General features: G+C 35.4%; 18 protein-coding genes and 1 riboswitch. Of the genes, 15 read left to right on the forward strand and 3 right to left on the reverse strand.

What is annotated here, in order from left to right; genetic code table 11:
• Positions 1-10 precede the first annotated feature (10 nt).
• The 11 genes from JR050_RS06360 (at position 11) to JR050_RS06410 (ending at position 6,654) form a co-directional block, all read left to right on the forward strand.
• Entirely contained in the window at positions 11-985 is a 975-nt protein-coding gene (locus JR050_RS06360; RefSeq protein WP_204202675.1) for a hypothetical protein, read from the forward strand.
• Between the two features lie 62 nt (positions 986-1,047).
• Positions 1,048-1,653, forward strand: coding sequence for a zinc metallopeptidase (locus JR050_RS06365; protein ID WP_204202676.1), 606 nt, complete (start codon positions 1,048-1,050; stop codon positions 1,651-1,653).
• A 1,031-nt stretch (positions 1,654-2,684) separates the two neighbouring features.
• Positions 2,685-2,969, forward strand: a complete 285-nt coding sequence (locus JR050_RS06370; protein WP_204202677.1) for a hypothetical protein — start codon at positions 2,685-2,687, stop codon at positions 2,967-2,969.
• Positions 2,957-4,000 (forward strand): competence type IV pilus assembly protein ComGB, encoded by a 1,044-nt coding sequence (gene comGB / locus JR050_RS06375; RefSeq protein ID WP_346726714.1) that lies wholly within the window; start codon positions 2,957-2,959, stop codon positions 3,998-4,000. Before JR050_RS06370 ends, comGB begins: the two co-directional genes overlap by 13 nt.
• Before the next feature lie 12 nt (positions 4,001-4,012).
• Entirely contained in the window at positions 4,013-4,312 is a 300-nt protein-coding gene (gene comGC, locus JR050_RS06380; RefSeq protein ID WP_204202679.1) for a competence type IV pilus major pilin ComGC, read from the forward strand.
• Positions 4,302-4,742 carry a competence type IV pilus minor pilin ComGD gene (gene comGD, locus JR050_RS06385; RefSeq protein WP_204202680.1) on the forward strand — a complete coding sequence of 147 codons (441 nt, stop codon included), beginning with the start codon at positions 4,302-4,304 and terminating at the stop codon, positions 4,740-4,742. Before comGC ends, comGD begins: the two co-directional genes overlap by 11 nt.
• The gene (locus JR050_RS06390) at positions 4,726-5,067 is read left to right on the forward strand and encodes a prepilin-type N-terminal cleavage/methylation domain-containing protein (RefSeq protein WP_204202681.1); all 342 of its coding nucleotides are present in this window, start codon (positions 4,726-4,728) and stop codon (positions 5,065-5,067) included. Before comGD ends, JR050_RS06390 begins: the two co-directional genes overlap by 17 nt.
• Positions 5,016-5,486 carry a competence type IV pilus minor pilin ComGF gene (gene comGF / locus JR050_RS06395; protein ID WP_204202682.1) on the forward strand — a complete coding sequence of 157 codons (471 nt, stop codon included), beginning with the start codon at positions 5,016-5,018 and terminating at the stop codon, positions 5,484-5,486. Before JR050_RS06390 ends, comGF begins: the two co-directional genes overlap by 52 nt.
• Complete coding sequence (comGG, locus tag JR050_RS06400) at positions 5,446-5,853, forward strand: competence type IV pilus minor pilin ComGG (protein WP_204202683.1); 408 nt, start codon at positions 5,446-5,448, stop codon at positions 5,851-5,853. Before comGF ends, comGG begins: the two co-directional genes overlap by 41 nt.
• Before the next feature lie 49 nt (positions 5,854-5,902).
• On the forward strand, positions 5,903-6,403 hold the full coding sequence (locus JR050_RS06405; protein WP_204202684.1) for a shikimate kinase: 501 nt from the start codon (positions 5,903-5,905) through the stop codon (positions 6,401-6,403).
• Positions 6,404-6,444: 41 nt separating this feature from the next.
• Entirely contained in the window at positions 6,445-6,654 is a 210-nt protein-coding gene (locus tag JR050_RS06410) for a YqzE family protein (protein ID WP_204202685.1), read from the forward strand.
• A gap of 13 nt (positions 6,655-6,667) precedes the next feature.
• On the opposite strand, the gene JR050_RS06415 is transcribed toward JR050_RS06410, so the two are convergent.
• Entirely contained in the window at positions 6,668-7,477 is an 810-nt protein-coding gene (locus JR050_RS06415) for a YqhG family protein (protein WP_204202686.1), read from the reverse strand.
• Positions 7,464-9,143: a DEAD/DEAH box helicase gene (locus JR050_RS06420; protein ID WP_204202687.1), complete on the reverse strand. Its 1,680-nt coding sequence runs from the start codon at positions 9,141-9,143 to the stop codon at positions 7,464-7,466. Before JR050_RS06420 ends, JR050_RS06415 begins: the two co-directional genes overlap by 14 nt.
• A 209-nt stretch (positions 9,144-9,352) precedes the next feature.
• Positions 9,353-9,454, forward strand: a riboswitch (glycine riboswitch).
• A 189-nt stretch (positions 9,455-9,643) separates the two neighbouring features.
• Between JR050_RS06420 and gcvT the strand changes: the two genes are divergently transcribed.
• Genes gcvT through gcvPB form a run of 3 tightly spaced genes read left to right on the forward strand, consistent with a single transcriptional unit; the run spans position 9,644 to position 13,563 of the window.
• Positions 9,644-10,747, forward strand: a complete 1,104-nt coding sequence (gcvT, locus tag JR050_RS06425) for a glycine cleavage system aminomethyltransferase GcvT (RefSeq protein WP_204202688.1) — start codon at positions 9,644-9,646, stop codon at positions 10,745-10,747.
• 16 nt (positions 10,748-10,763) lie between these two features.
• On the forward strand, positions 10,764-12,110 hold the full coding sequence (gene gcvPA / locus JR050_RS06430; RefSeq protein WP_204202689.1) for an aminomethyl-transferring glycine dehydrogenase subunit GcvPA: 1,347 nt from the start codon (positions 10,764-10,766) through the stop codon (positions 12,108-12,110).
• Positions 12,103-13,563 carry an aminomethyl-transferring glycine dehydrogenase subunit GcvPB gene (gcvPB, locus tag JR050_RS06435; protein ID WP_204202690.1) on the forward strand — a complete coding sequence of 487 codons (1,461 nt, stop codon included), beginning with the start codon at positions 12,103-12,105 and terminating at the stop codon, positions 13,561-13,563. Before gcvPA ends, gcvPB begins: the two co-directional genes overlap by 8 nt.
• Positions 13,564-13,705: 142 nt before the next feature.
• Here the strand turns inward: gcvPB and JR050_RS06440 are convergent, their stop codons facing one another.
• Complete coding sequence (locus JR050_RS06440) at positions 13,706-14,083, reverse strand: rhodanese-like domain-containing protein (protein WP_239454164.1); 378 nt, start codon at positions 14,081-14,083, stop codon at positions 13,706-13,708.
• Positions 14,084-14,232: 149 nt separating this feature from the next.
• Between JR050_RS06440 and JR050_RS06445 the strand changes: the two genes are divergently transcribed.
• Positions 14,233-15,069, forward strand: a complete 837-nt coding sequence (locus JR050_RS06445) for a lipoate--protein ligase family protein (protein WP_204202691.1) — start codon at positions 14,233-14,235, stop codon at positions 15,067-15,069.
• Positions 15,070-15,106: the final 37 nt, after the last annotated feature.

Consider the following 15,106-nt stretch of genomic DNA (forward strand, 5'->3'; position numbering starts at 1 on the left):
GTGGCATAATATGAAGTTGAAAGTAGATGTTGTGAAGCAAGATATATTAATTGATAGAGGTGAGAATAGATTTTATCTAGTTAATTGTGCAGCCTTGTCGTTTCATAAATCACTTATTGGTATTTCTGAATTAAAGGCATTGGAATCATCCAATTCTTATGCTCCTTATACAGGTGGACTTAGGATTAGTCGAGCAATGAGTGCATATTATTCTGTTTATCACCTTTTCGTTAGTATGATTTTATTAGATGAGGAATACGACCTAAAAGTTAAAACAAATAAAAAAGAGAAAAAGGAAATAGTTGATGGATACCTAGACATAAGAGTATCAACATCAGATTTAAATAATGAACTTGAAACTCCAGAGGCTTGGAATAATGCAAGTAAGTTAGAGCAGGACATTGCAACTAGAATTACTCATACTCAAGTTAAAGATTATTGTGTTTATCTGAGAAAAAAGATTCAAGGAGAAATTCTAAATCCTCCGTTTGGTGTACTCTATGAATATTTTGTTAAAGTATTAGAAGATCCTAAAACTAGTGTTAAGGGATTATACGAAAAGATATGCTACATTCGAGATAGAGTTTTATATAGACCTTCTTACGTTATTGGTGAAGAAAGTAACTTTATTCATACTTCTGCATATATAAAATCCGAGATTGATAACCTACCAAGGGCAGATGAATTATATAATGTCGTAGTAGAAACATATAAACAAATGTTGTATTCAGTTGGAGATAGTAAAATATTTAGGGAATTCTTTAGATGTTTATGGATGGAGCGTATTAATGAATTAGAAGAGAATGTCAGAGTGCTCGGATATACAAATGAAGATATAGAAAAGTATCGCACTAAGTTCATTTCTCTGGAAGAACACCTGAGTTTTAGTACCTATATTACACACTTAATGGAAATAGTAGATAGGGAGAGGTTAAGTCATGATTATGATATGTTTTGGGAGCCACTACTTAAAATAACTCCATAATAATGTAGCTCTTAGTATAGTATTCTATTTAATGCTATTAAAAAAACAAAGGTGGAATAAGATTGTTAACAGGAAAACGGTTTGCAGAAGAACTACTGAGAATTCTTGATATTCAAAAAGAAGAATCCGAAGATGGTAAATTTAGTGAAACCTTTTTTAAGGTAAATGGTACTTCGAAAATCATTCTTCGTAGAGATAGTACAGAAACTTCTAGCATTGTTATCGCTGCTCATGAAGTTGGTCACTTTATCAATAACAGGAATAATTTTATGAAGTATCTTGCTTTTAAATGGTCTGGTTTGTTCTTAGGTGGGATTGTCATTTTTTCATTAATAATGGTTCTATTGAATCAATTTTTTTTTAGAATCCCACTTTCCATATTAATAACTTCCTTTAGTCTGAGTTTCCTTTGTTCTTTTTTGTTTAGTTATATAAAGTTAAGTGATGAGTTTGAAGCTAATAAAGAAGCTCTTAAACTTCTGAACACATTTGCCGATGAGATATTTTTAAATACTCAAGATTCAAGAAGTTGGTCTTCTATTAGTTCGGAAGCTAAAGATCAATTACAAAAGGGTACTCAGAAGTATAAGGAATCTAATTTCATCATTTTTATTTTAGGCTTACTACCTACCATACTTTATTTTTTTATTAAAATTTTTCCACTTTAATTGACATTCTCTTGAATTTCCTTAGTCTATAAAGAGGGTGTTAAAAGTGTATTTTATTCTGTTCGCATTTACACAGTTTGTCTTACATGCACTGGTATATTACAGTCTTTATATTGTGGCGATGTTAGAAAAATCCCGACTATCAAGTAAAATTGAAAAATTAATCAGCTTTAGTATTATTTTTTTTATCTTTATTTTTTACTCAATAGCATTGTTTAAATACCCAAATTCAACTTTCTTTCCGTATACTTTAATCGGAATGTGGATGTTAGCGACAAATATAATGGTTTTTATCTTTTTCAGAAAAATCTTAAGCTCGTAATTTGTTATTCATTTACTTCCTATTAATTCAAGTGTATTGAAGCAAAGTCATCAATAAGTTGAATAGGGTTTACATCAGAAGATACAATGTTTTTAAAAATGTCCTACTTTTGCAGAGGGATAACTCGACTATCATCGGAAATGAGAAACTTAACTTCCTGGTTCGGTATGGATCCAATTTATCTAAAGTTTCTTTATCCTTCTTGAACTAGCAAACTTGAAAAGTAAAATCAATTAAAGGGTAGGCATATACCCCGCGTTACTGGTTGTAAAACTGGTTATATCAAAAAGCACAAAAGAACTAAAATTAATAAAAAAATAATAAGATTTACAACGTTTTACTTATAATCATCAAGCTTTGATATAACTATCACAAAGAAACGTACATAATAAAATGATAACGGTTTTAGGATTGCAACTAAATATGATGAAATAAACAATTGCCTCTCGTACTTCATGTATAAAAAAAGACAATGGCTGGTTCTTTTGTCTTATCATCTATGAATTTTATCATTCCTATCTCATGTATCATGAACGTTGAGATAGGAATGACTACCTCGCATCTCGTCAAATAAGAATATCCACTCTTTTTGTCTCAAGTAAAGTAAATTATTGTCTTATGGCGAATGAATATTGACGTACTTATATCAGCGTTTTCGAAAGTTTCTGTCTTATGCTTCGTGAACGATTACATAGAATTTAATATCTCCATGCAGGAAATAGAACAAACACTAGTCGCGGTAGCGGCACAGAGATTACTTGATATGAGATGTCCATTTTGTGGGGATGAGTGTACTGTCATTTGTAGAAAACTGAGGGGAAACAGGAGAGTAAGTGTATACGAGCTTTTATATGGTCAAGCCCTGCATCATGTTGTCAATGAGGCAAAGGGGAGAGAAGAGACGTATTCGTATCCAACGATGCCAGATTTAATTAAAAAGGGGATTGCATTAGGCTACTTACCAATGAAAAGCTTAGAGGGGTGGAATATCTGAATATAAAATCACAATGGAGCTTAGAAGAACAGGCGCGAATTTTGAAATGGTTAAGTACCTTATTGGATCGAGGCTATCCGATTTTAGAAGCATTGACCTTTCTTAAAATGAACCTATCTGATAAACAAAAAGTACTGTTAGAACAGCAAATAAAGGTGATGAAAGAAGGGGGATCCTTTCATCAAGCATTAATGAATCTATCGTTTCATCGAGATGTGTTAGGCTACCTTTACTTTGCGGAGCAACATGGAAATCTAAGCTTTGCGCTTAGAGAAGGAAGTTCTTTGGTAGAGCAAAAGGTTCAATATAAGAAAAGACTAGTAAAAATTCTTCAATATCCACTATTTTTACTTGCCATTACGTTAATCATTTTTTCAGTGTTAAATTTTTGGTTATTGCCTGAGTTTGCGATGCTTTTTGAATCGATGAATACAGAAGGAAATATTTTGTTAAGCCTGATGTTATTAAGTGCTAAGTGGCTACCTCGCTTCATCCTTTTCCTCTTTTTATTTTTAGTGGTAATTCTCTTTTATCTTATTCATCTATATCGAAACATACCTCTTGTCAAAAGAATGGAGTGGATGAGTAAGCTTCCACTCTATGGTTATTACATTCAAAAGTTTTACTCTCAATTTTTTGCGATTCAGCTTAGCCAGCTCTTACGTGGTGGTTTATCGATTTATGAAGCAATTTCCCATTTTGAAAAGCAATCCCATTTTCCTCTATTTCAAGTAGAGGCAAAGGAAATGAAAAAAGAGCTTAAAAGTGGGGAATCTCTTTCTTCTATTGTTGAAACAAGGATGTACTTCGAAAAGGAGTTAACACAAGCAATCCTACTTGGATCAGCAAATGGCGATCTGGCTAGGGAACTTTATTTTTATAGTAAGCTATCAACCGAAAAGTTAGAGGAGACCTTAAATAAACGATTATCGGTTATACAACCAACCATATTTATTATGATTGGGCTCATGATTATGGGGATTTACCTTGCAATCATGCAACCAACTTTCCAAATGATAAATGGATTATAAGGAGTGAATGAAATGAATGAAAAAGGTTTTACGATGATAGAAATGATGATTGTTTTACTAGTGGTTTCAATTTTAATGATTATTACCATACCAAATATCACGAAAAATCAAGGAATGATAAGAAATAAAGGATGTAATGCCTACATAAATCTTGTACAGGCTCAAGTAGAAGCATACAAAATGGATAATGGGACATCGTCAAATCCATCGATGGATGACCTTTTAACAGAAAAGTATATTAAGAGTAAAACATGTCCTAATGGAGATCTGTTAGAGGTGAGTGCAAGTGGAGAGGTTGTCCTTGTTCCGTAAAGAGAATGGATTTACATTTTTAGAAATGCTTGTAGTTATGACAATTGTGTTAATCGTTTCATCTCTTTCGTTTGTTTATGTTAGAACAACTTACGAGAACAAAATCGTAAACCAGTTTTTTGAAGTGCTACAAGAAGATATTTGGTTAGCGCAACAACATGCAATTAGTCACTCACAAAGTGTAGAACTTACTTTTTATACGGAGCAAGCTTTCTATGACATTCGAGAAAGCGGCCTACGAAAACTCATTAATAAACGACCTGTTCATCCGAGCATCCGTATTAGACCGTTAACGATGGCAAATCCTATTAAATTCCAACCAAATGGCAATATTTCAGGGGCAGGTACGGTTTATGTTTACGATTATAATGACACATATAAACTCATCTTTCAGTTAGGAAGGGGGAGGTTTCGTGTGGAAAAGCAATAAAGGCTTTAGTTTACTAGAAACACTCATTGCAAGTATTATTTTCTTCTTTGTTATTACAGCCCTATTACCTCAAATTTACTTACTCACAATAGAGAGGAAAAACCTTGAAATGCAGCAATTTGCAAATCAGTGGTTAAACGAAAAGTTATTTCGTGTTTCGTTAACGAATGAAGACAAGAGTGATATCACCTTGTTCAATGAAATACCGTTTTACTTTGAGTTGGAGGTAGATGAGGAACCCCCCCTTAATCCACTATATAGAGGGTGTGTGAAATGGACCAATTTATTAGTAAGAGAGAGAGTCGTCTGTGGCACCGTAAGATAAACCAAAACGGCTATACTATATTAGAAATGCTTATCGTATTCTTCATTCTATTAACTATCACTTTTCTGTTTCCACAACTTTTTATTCAATTAACAAAGTGGATCGAAAAGCCAACTAGTTTACATCCGTTCGAATGGGAAGTTGCAATTTCTCAAATAACAATGGATATAAGAGAAGCAGAAGCAATTGAAATAGAGAATAATCGACTAAAATTAATTAATAGTGATGTAATATTGTATGAGCAATACGGTAAGTTAGTAAGAAGGCGGGTAAATAACCAAGGGCATGAAATAATACTTCAACAAATACAATCTATTCAGTTTTATTACACTACCGGTGGAATCGAAATTGAAGTAGAAGATTTAGAGGGGAAGATGTATGAGCGTAAAATCTACACATGGACAAACAACGCTATATAATCAACGAGGTTATGTACTTCCGCTAGTATTGATGGTTAGTACTCTTCTTCTCTTCATCCTTGCACATCAGCTTAGCTTATATGTTACAGAATCAAAGTTTTACAACGAAAGCTCAGAGATTTATAAGATGGATCTTATTTTACAAAAGGTAACAAAAGATTTAAAAGATGTAGTAGCAGATCCTTCTCTAAAATCGAAAGTTTATCAATTTAAAGAAGGAAGTGCACTTTTGTCAATGAATTATGATAATCCATCCATTATACAAGTGCAAATTAAGGTAGAGACAAAGAATAATAGAAAATCGAGTGTTTTAGTCCATTATGATCCTGTTAATAATAAAATTACTAAATGGATTGAAGGTAGATAATCCAACCGTTAATTGGTACGATGAATAAAAAAGACATAAGGTGACAAATATGAAGGCAATCTTTCTAACAGGTTTTATGGGAGCGGGTAAAACGACGATTGGTAAGGAATTATCGAAGCATTTTAACATTCCTGCCATTGATAGTGATGAAGAAATCGAAAAGCAGATGAACACTACAGTCCGTTCTATTTTCGAAACAAGGGGGGAAAACTATTTCAGAACTCTAGAAACTAATGTTCTTAGGTCTCTTCCAACAGAAGATGTAATTGTTACAACAGGTGGCGGAATTGTCAAACTTGAAGAAAACCGAAAGTGGATGAAGGAAAATGGAAATGTTATTTACCTTCATTGTGATTTTCCTATTCTTTGGGAAAGGTTAAGAAATGATGATACTCGGCCACTAATTGTTACAAAGGAGCATACAGAGAAACTTTATGAAACAAGAAGAGAACAATATATGGACCATCATTTGATGGTAGATACATCTGTCAAAACTGTCTTTGAAGTGGTATTGGAAATAGCTGAAAAGATTAAAAAAACAACGAACTGACCATACTGTTGTAGTAAACAAATTCTTAGCAGGTGGATACTATGACATTCAATGATTTAGTTAAGTATGTTACACAGCAGTTTGTGACGTACTTAGATCAACCGAAACAAGAACGAAAACAATTGAAGCAGGATCGTAAATTAACCGAGCCACCTGTCTTATCTAGATGGTTTGGTGTTCTGCCGTTAGGGTTCATGTTGATGATGAAAAAAGAAAAAAATAAAAAGGGAAAGCTCAAAAATAGAAAATAGAGCTTTCCTTTTTTTATTGAGCTTGGATAGATTGCTGCGTTAAGTAAAACAATCCTCCATTAATAATCGAAACCTTTACTTTCGGTTCATATTGATCTTGCAATGCTTGTTTCTCCGTTTCATAAGATTCTGGTTTCTCATCCATATCTGCATAAAAATGATCAAGTAACGTTAAGTCCTTATTCCATCTTTCTCTAGCAGCATCCGCCCACTCATGGTCATCATTATCAATAATTCCTTGTATCGTTTGCTTAATACGAGCAATTCCACTTTTCGGTTTGATAATAGGGGAGAGAGTGAAGCACATATCTGGAATTTTCGGTGTTAGAGATAAAGATTCTAACCTTTCTTGAAAATGATCAATGATCATTCCATTTATTAAGTTGAGTCCAATCGATAAGATCACATCTCGTGTTTGATCACATTGATACGTAATTTTCAGGTTCATGCCTAGCCAAGGATGTAGAGGTAGGTTACCATTTCGGATCATACTTGGCTTTACATGTTCATAGAGCCTGATATAACTAGCCAACTTGTTTGTTGATTGAAAAATCTGATGAAGTCTAGGAGAACCAAAGTGAATAACTTCTCCCTTTAAGTCATTCGTAACTTTATTTTGATCTGTAATGAGTGTTAGCTTCATTGGATTTGGTTGGCCACCGGTCTTCTCAAGATAATGCCAATAAAAAGGGCGGTTCATGAGTTCTTTATCAAGATCGACAGTTAATTGAACAGATAAGTACCCAGCAGCATTTTCTAAAATTTCACATTCATTAGCGATAAAATATCTCTCAAGAAATCGGTGTATTTCAGGTTGCTGCATAATCCTCATCCTCCATTACATCTTGACCAGCAAAATCAATAAATGATGCTAAGTTTTCCATCTTCACTTTTATTTCTCCATCTGTTCTCGAATGGTTTAAAATATCTTGAATATGGTCTTCGATATTACCAATATCTAATCGTGTTAAAATTTCATCTAGTTCACCAATTACACGTTCAAACAGATTAATTTTTTCATATAACAGCTTCAATATATGCTCTTCAACTGTATCTTTAATCGCAAAGTTATAAATATGAACGTCTGATTCTTGTCCTAGCCGGTGAATACGACCAATCCGCTGTTCCAGACGCATCGGATTCCATGGTAAATCGTAATTAATGATATGTTGACAAAATTGTAGGTTTATTCCTTCACCACCAGCTTCTGTAGCAATTAATACTTGTGCCTTGTTTTTAAATAATTCCTTCATCCAATCCTTTTTCCCACGTTTAAATCCTCCGCGAAATGGAACGGATGAAATTCCATGTTGTTGTAGAAACCACTGCAAATAAAGTTGTGTTGCTCGATATTCAGTAAACACAATTACTTTACTATCGATTTCCTTTACGAGCTCCACAACCTTTTCTGCCTTTGCGTTGGAGGAAATCGCATTAATCTTTTCCATTAGTCCATTTGTAATCATTTGTACGTGCTGGCTATCTTCATTACGACTAAGCATATTTTTTAATGTGTAAAAAACCGCTTCTCTACTACTACATGCTTCACGTTGTAAAGTAATCAGAGAGAATTGACTTCCGAGATTACCAGCAGACTTTTTATAATGCAGAATCGCATCATATAAATCACGTTCTTCGTTTGAAAAATCAATTGGGACTGTTTTAACAATTCGCTTTGGCCATTCAATTCCCGTATCACCACGGCGATTCCGAATCATTACTTTATTAATTAATTCTCGCAAATGTTCATCATTGTTTAATGAACGTTCCTTTGCATTAAATGATTCCTCAAAGTTTGTTTGGTTTCCTAAGTGACCTGGTTTTAACAATGAAACGAGGTTGAAAATTTCCTCTACACGATTTTGAACAGGTGTAGCAGTAAGTAATAAACAAAACTTCTTTTTAAGCATTTGGACAAATTCATAGTTTTTCGTTTTATTATTTTTAAGTTTATGTGCCTCATCGATAATGATTAAGTCATAATCCTGTTCAAAAATGATATCACGATGAGGCTGTCGTTTTGCAGTATCAATGGAAGATACTACTACATCACATTGCTCCCATACATAGCTTTTCTTCTGTCCGATAGCCGGGATGAAAAATTTCTGATTTAGTTCCATTACCCATTGGGAAACTAGAGAAGCAGGAACTAGGATTAATACCTTCTTTACTAAGCCACGAATCATATATTCTTTTAATATAAGACCAGCCTCAATCGTCTTTCCGAGTCCTACCTCATCAGCAAGAATTGCTTTTCCGTTCATTTTTTCCACAACATTTTTTGCTACCTCTAATTGGTGTGGTAACGGTTTTAAGTGAGGTAAATGCTTCGGAGCTTGAAGACCTTCAAATTCCGGGATGGCAAGATGACGTTCGACTTCATTTGCTAGTTTATAAAGATCCCAATGTGCCCAAGGACCATCGTCTTCGAACCTTTTATTAAATTCCTCTTCCCATGATTCATCAAATATGATGTCTACCCCATGCATCAAAACACATTCCTTTCTGTATACAACATTCAAGTTATGTAAAGAAGTTATTATTCTTAAAGAATTTTAAACATTATTTTTATTTTTCCTGTTGGAAGTGTATTGCCGAATTCTGCATATTAATGGTAGGATTAATATAGTTTTGAAAAGTAAGTTAATGATTTTATTTTTGTAGTATAGCCAAAATAAAACAAAATTATATATAGCGAATGAGAATAAGAGGAGAGACTACTAGACATCTTTCGTAAGTAGCGCCGAAGGAGCAAGCGTTTATACGTGAATCTCTCAGGCAAAAAGACTCTTATTTGACGCTACTCTGGAGAGAGTTTCATTGTTTACCGTGAAGCCACCAACGGGGAAATGCTTATATAGCAAAACTTTCAGGTGCCAGGACAGAGATAATCCGTATGTTTATATGGATTTCTCTGTCCTTTTTTCAGTAGCAGAGGTTTATGCGGCTATACCAAAAACATCCTATTATACATAACAGGAGGAGAAAAATGACTCAGCTTAAGCGCACACCTTTATTTGAGAGTTACAAGGAGTATGGCGCCAAAACAATCGATTTTGGTGGATGGGATTTACCTGTACAATTTTCAAGTATCAAAGAAGAGCATGAAGCAGTTCGAGAAAGAGCCGGACTTTTTGATGTCTCTCATATGGGAGAAATCGAAGTAAAGGGACCTGGAAGCCTTGACTATCTTCAAAAGATGATGACCAATGATGTTTCTAAGCTTGCCCCCGGCAAAGCGCAATACACAGCAATGTGCTATGAAAATGGTGGAGTTGTAGATGACCTTCTTGTATATAAAAAGGCAGACAACGATTACTTATTAGTAGTAAATGCCTCTAATATTGAAAAAGATTATGATTGGTTAGTATCGCACGTATTTGGTGATGTGGTACTTGAAAATGTTTCAGAGAATATTGCACAAGTAGCGATCCAAGGACCATTAGCTGAAAAAGTATTGCAAAAACTAACTTCACAAGACTTAAATGAAATTGGCTTCTTTAATTTTAAAGACAATGTTGATATAGACGGAGTTCCATCACTTGTTTCTCGTACGGGATACACAGGCGAAGATGGCTTTGAAATTTATTGCAAAAAAGAAGACGCAGCATTCCTTTGGAAGCGCATACTAGAAAGTGGCCAAGAAGAAGATATTTTACCTTGTGGACTTGGAGCTCGTGATACATTACGTTTTGAAGCGAATTTAGCCTTATACGGTCAAGAACTATCAAAGGATATTTCACCACTTGAAGCTGGGATCGGCTTTGCAGTAAAGCTACAAAAAGAAGCTGATTTTATTGGAAAAGATGCTCTTGCTAAACAAAAGGAAGAAGGACTTCCAAGAAAGTTGGTAGGACTTGAAATGGTTGACAAAGGAATTCCTCGTCACGGTTATGATGTATATGTAGGTGACGAACAAATTGGTTTTGTCACAACCGGCACACAATCTCCAACCTTAAAGAAGAACATTGGTCTAGCCTTGCTAAACAGTCAATACACTGAGCTTGGCCAAGAAGTAGAAGTTCAAATTCGTGCAAAACGATTAAAAGCAAAAGTAGTTGCTACACCATTTTATAAACGTCCTAAAAAGTAAGGGGAGGTCACAAGACATGAAGCATCGCTATTTACCAATGACAGAACAAGATAAGCAAGAAATGCTGCAAGCAATTGGTGTTGAATCTGTTGATGAATTATTTAAAGATATCCCTGAAAGTGTTCGCTTTCAAGGGGAATACAACATTAAACCGGCTAAATCAGAAACAGCTTTAATGCAAGAATTAGCAGGGTTAGCTAGCAAAAATAAAAATAGTAAAGAATACCCTTCATTTATTGGAGCAGGTGTATATGATCACTATGTTCCAGTAATTGTGGACCATGTCATCTCGCGTTCAGAATTTTATACAGCTTATACTCCTTATCAGCCAGAAATTTCTCAAGGGGAGCTTCAAGCGATCTTTGAATTCCAAACGATGATTTGTGAATTAACTGGAATGGATGTTGCCAACTCTTCTATGTATGACGGAGGAACAGCATTAGCTGAAGCAGCCGCATTAAGTGCAGGTCAAACAAGGAATAAGAAGATTTTAGTTTCAGGTGCTGTACATCCTGAATCTCGTGCAGTATTGAAAACTTATGCAACTGGTCAACGCTTAGAAGTAATTGAGATTCCAGTTGTAAATGGTGTAACAGATGTTGAAGCATTAAAATCTTATATGGACGATGAAGTAGCTTCTGTAGTTGTTCAATATCCAAACTTTTTTGGTCAAATTGAACCGTTAAAGGAAATCGAACAAATTGCACATCAAAACAAAGGTATGTTCATTGTGTCGAGTAATCCTCTAGCTTTAGGAGTTTTAACACCACCAGGAAAGCTAGGTGCTGATATCGTCGTAGGAGATGCACAACCGTTTGGGATTCCAGCACAATTTGGTGGACCACACTGTGGTTATTTTGCCGTTACAACAAAATTAATGAGAAAAGTACCAGGACGTCTAGTTGGTCAAACAACTGATGAGCAAGGTCGTAGAGGATTTGTTTTAACACTTCAGGCGCGTGAGCAACATATTCGTCGTGATAAAGCAACTTCGAACATCTGTTCAAACCAAGCATTAAATGCACTTGCTGCATCTGTAGCAATGACAGCTCTAGGTAAAAAAGGCATTAAAGAAATGGCTTCTCAAAATATTCAAAAGGCACACTATGCTAAGCGTGCGTTTGAACAAGCTGGTTTTGAAATTGTTTATGACGGTCCTTTCTTCAATGAATTTGTCGTAAAGCTTTCGATGCCAGTAAAGCAAGCGAACTTACAATTAGCTGGAAAAGGTTTTATCGGTGGATATGACTTAGGAAGAGATAGTGAAGCTCTTTCTAACCATATGTTAGTTGCGGTAACAGAGCTTCGTTCAAAGGACGAAATTGACCGATTTGTTAAGGAATTGGGGGATTGTCATGCATAACGAAAAACAAGCACTTATATTTGAAGTTAGTAAGCCCGGGCGAGTTGGATATAGTCTCCCTGAATTAGATGTGGATACAATTTCTATAGAGGAATTAATTCCATCAGATTACATTCGTACAGAGGAAGCAGAGCTGCCAGAAGTATCTGAATTAGATATTATGCGTCACTACACAGCTCTTTCTAGAAGAAACCATGGTGTTGATTCTGGTTTCTATCCATTAGGATCATGTACAATGAAGTACAATCCAAAAATTAATGAAAATGTAGCAAGATTTGCTGGATTCTCATATGTTCATCCACTGCAAGAGGAAGAAACAGCACAAGGTGCAATGGAGCTTATGTATGACCTGCAAGAGCACCTAAAAGAAATCACAGGTATGGATGAAGTAACTCTTCAACCTGCTGCAGGTGCACACGGAGAATGGACTGGATTAATGATGATCCGTGCGTATCATGAAGCGAACGGTGATTTCAACCGTACAAAAGTAATTGTTCCAGATTCTGCACACGGTACGAATCCAGCTTCAGCAACTGTTGCAGGACTCGAGACAATTACAGTGAAATCTGACGAAAAGGGCTTAGTCGATCTAGAAGATTTACGTCGTGTTGTAGATCAAGACGTAGCAGCTCTCATGTTAACTAACCCGAATACACTTGGATTGTTTGAAGAGCAAATTCTAGAAATGGCACAAATTATCCATGACGCTGGTGGAAAACTTTACTATGATGGTGCAAACTTAAACGCAGTATTAAGTAAAGCGAGACCAGGAGATATGGGATTTGACGTTGTTCACTTAAACTTGCATAAAACATTTACTGGGCCACATGGTGGTGGTGGACCGGGTTCTGGACCGGTTGGAGTTAAGAGTGACTTAATTCCTTACCTTCCTAAACCAGTATTAATTAAAACAGAAGAAGGCTTCAGTTTTGATTACAATCGTCCGCAATCTATTGGCCGTGTGAAGCCATACTACGGTAACTTTGGAATTAACGTGCGTGCATACACATACATCCGCTCAATGGGTCCAGATGGACTTAAGGCTGTAACAGAGTACGCAGTATTAAATGCAAACTATATGATGAGACGCTTAGAGCCATTCTATGATCTTCCATATAAGCAGCATTGTAAGCATGAATTTGTTCTTTCTGGTAAGCGTCAAAAGAAGTTAGGTGTTCGTACACTTGATATCGCAAAACGTTTGCTTGACTTTGGATATCATCCACCAACTATCTATTTCCCATTAAACGTGGAAGAAGCGATCATGATTGAACCAACAGAAACAGAATCTAAAGAAACTTTAGATGAGTTTATTGATAAAATGATTCAAATTGCGAAGGAAGCTGAAGAAAATCCTGAAATCGTCCAAGAAGCACCGCACCATACAGTGGTGAGCCGCTTAGACGAAACAACAGCAGCGAGAAAGCCAATCCTACGTTATGTAAAGGAATAGGTAGAAATAACCCTCACCGTTAAATGGTGAGGGCTATTTATTGTTAGGACAGATAAAAGTCGTTAGATAAACAGATGGCTACTAGTTCTATATCTATAAAAAAAACAGGCAAAGGTTTATTGAACCATCGCCTGCTTAAAGGTTACTTACCAGTCTTAATTTTTCCACCCCAAAGCTTATATCCACCTTTTAGTTGATATAACTCTGTAACACCTTTTCTTTTCAACATGGCAGCTGCACGGCCACTACGAATTCCGTTTTGGCAATATAAATATACCGGTTTATCTGGACGAATTTCTTTATGACGTGTTCTAAATTGTGATAATGGAATGTTTCTTGCTCCTAAAATATGTCCACCATTAAATTCATTTGGTTCACGAACATCTATTAATTGTGCTTTACGATATCCTTGAATAAACTCTTCTTCTGTTAGAGTTTTTACAATTTTACGTTGATATAAATAATTGAAAACTGAGTACGCTATTATTGCTCCTAGTAATATTAAAATGGCTTGTAACAAGATAAATGCCTCCCTTATTTCTCTACTATACTCTATTATAGTAGGGGAGAACGAAAGATTCAAAGAAATTATTTCAGGTTTATTTTTTGACAGAACTAAATTATTTGTTAGACTTAAATCTGCATAAGAAAAAGGAAAGAGGCAATAGGATGAAAAATGAGATTTGGCGTTTTATCGATTCAGGAAATTGTTCTCCTGCTTTTAATATGGCTTTAGATGAGGCATTGTTAGACTGGCATAGTAAAGGGCTTATTCCTCCAACTATTCGCTTTTATGGTTGGGATCCTGCTACTCTCTCAATTGGATATTTTCAAAAAGTAGAAAAGGAAATAGATCTAGATATCGTTAAGAAACATAATCTTGGATTTGTTCGCAGACCAACCGGTGGTAGAGGGGTCTTACATGATCAAGAACTTACATATAGCGTGATTGTATCTGAAGAGTATCCTGATATGCCAAAAACTGTAACAGAAGCGTATCGAGTCATTTCTGAAGGTATATTAGAAGGATTTAAGTTGTTAGGCTTAGATGCATACTTTGCGGTGCCGAAAACGGAAGAGGAACGTGAAAGCCTAAAAAATCCGAGATCTGCAGTGTGCTTTGATGCGCCTTCTTGGTATGAATTAGTTGTAGAAGGAAGAAAGGTCGCAGGAAGTGCACAAACCAGGCAAAAGGGTGTTATCTTACAGCACGGATCCATTCTACTAGATATTGATGAGGATTTATTATTTAACCTATTTAAATATCCCAATGACCGTGTGAAAGAGAGAATGCAGCGAAATTTTAAAAATAAAGCAGTTGCTACCAATGCATTACGAGAGAATCCTGTCAGCATTGATGAAGCAAAGGAAGCCTTTAGAAAAGGCTTCGAGAAGGGATTGTCCATCGAGCTTACTCCATATGAGTTAACAGCTGAAGAGTTAAATGAAGTTCATAAAATTGCAAAGGAAAAATACGAAAGTGACGAATGGAACTTCCGTAGATAACGATAGCCGCTAGGACATATTCTAGCGGCCATTTTAT

It is taken from the genome of Bacillus suaedaesalsae, assembly GCF_016890225.1.
GTDB classification, from domain to species: Bacteria; Bacillota; Bacilli; order Bacillales; family SA4; genus Bacillus_BS; species Bacillus_BS suaedaesalsae.

Excerpts from the sequence above, each read along its gene's own strand:
- JR050_RS06360 (WP_204202675.1), top strand. The coding sequence starts at position 11 with ATGAAGTTGAAAGTAGATGTTGTGAAGCAAGATATATTAATTGATAGA.
- JR050_RS06420 (WP_204202687.1), bottom strand. The coding sequence starts at position 9,143 with ATGCATGGGGTAGACATCATATTTGATGAATCATGGGAAGAGGAATTT.
- JR050_RS06415 (WP_204202686.1), bottom strand. The coding sequence starts at position 7,477 with ATGCAGCAACCTGAAATACACCGATTTCTTGAGAGATATTTTATCGCT.
- comGC (WP_204202679.1), top strand. The coding sequence starts at position 4,013 with ATGAATGAAAAAGGTTTTACGATGATAGAAATGATGATTGTTTTACTA.
- JR050_RS06410 (WP_204202685.1), top strand. The coding sequence starts at position 6,445 with ATGACATTCAATGATTTAGTTAAGTATGTTACACAGCAGTTTGTGACG.
- gcvT (WP_204202688.1), top strand. The coding sequence starts at position 9,644 with ATGACTCAGCTTAAGCGCACACCTTTATTTGAGAGTTACAAGGAGTAT.
- JR050_RS06405 (WP_204202684.1), top strand. The coding sequence starts at position 5,903 with ATGAAGGCAATCTTTCTAACAGGTTTTATGGGAGCGGGTAAAACGACG.
- comGF (WP_204202682.1), top strand. The coding sequence starts at position 5,016 with ATGGACCAATTTATTAGTAAGAGAGAGAGTCGTCTGTGGCACCGTAAG.
- gcvPA (WP_204202689.1), top strand. The coding sequence starts at position 10,764 with ATGAAGCATCGCTATTTACCAATGACAGAACAAGATAAGCAAGAAATG.
- comGG (WP_204202683.1), top strand. The coding sequence starts at position 5,446 with ATGAGCGTAAAATCTACACATGGACAAACAACGCTATATAATCAACGA.
- JR050_RS06370 (WP_204202677.1), top strand. The coding sequence starts at position 2,685 with ATGCAGGAAATAGAACAAACACTAGTCGCGGTAGCGGCACAGAGATTA.
- JR050_RS06445 (WP_204202691.1), top strand. The coding sequence starts at position 14,233 with ATGAAAAATGAGATTTGGCGTTTTATCGATTCAGGAAATTGTTCTCCT.
- gcvPB (WP_204202690.1), top strand. The coding sequence starts at position 12,103 with ATGCATAACGAAAAACAAGCACTTATATTTGAAGTTAGTAAGCCCGGG.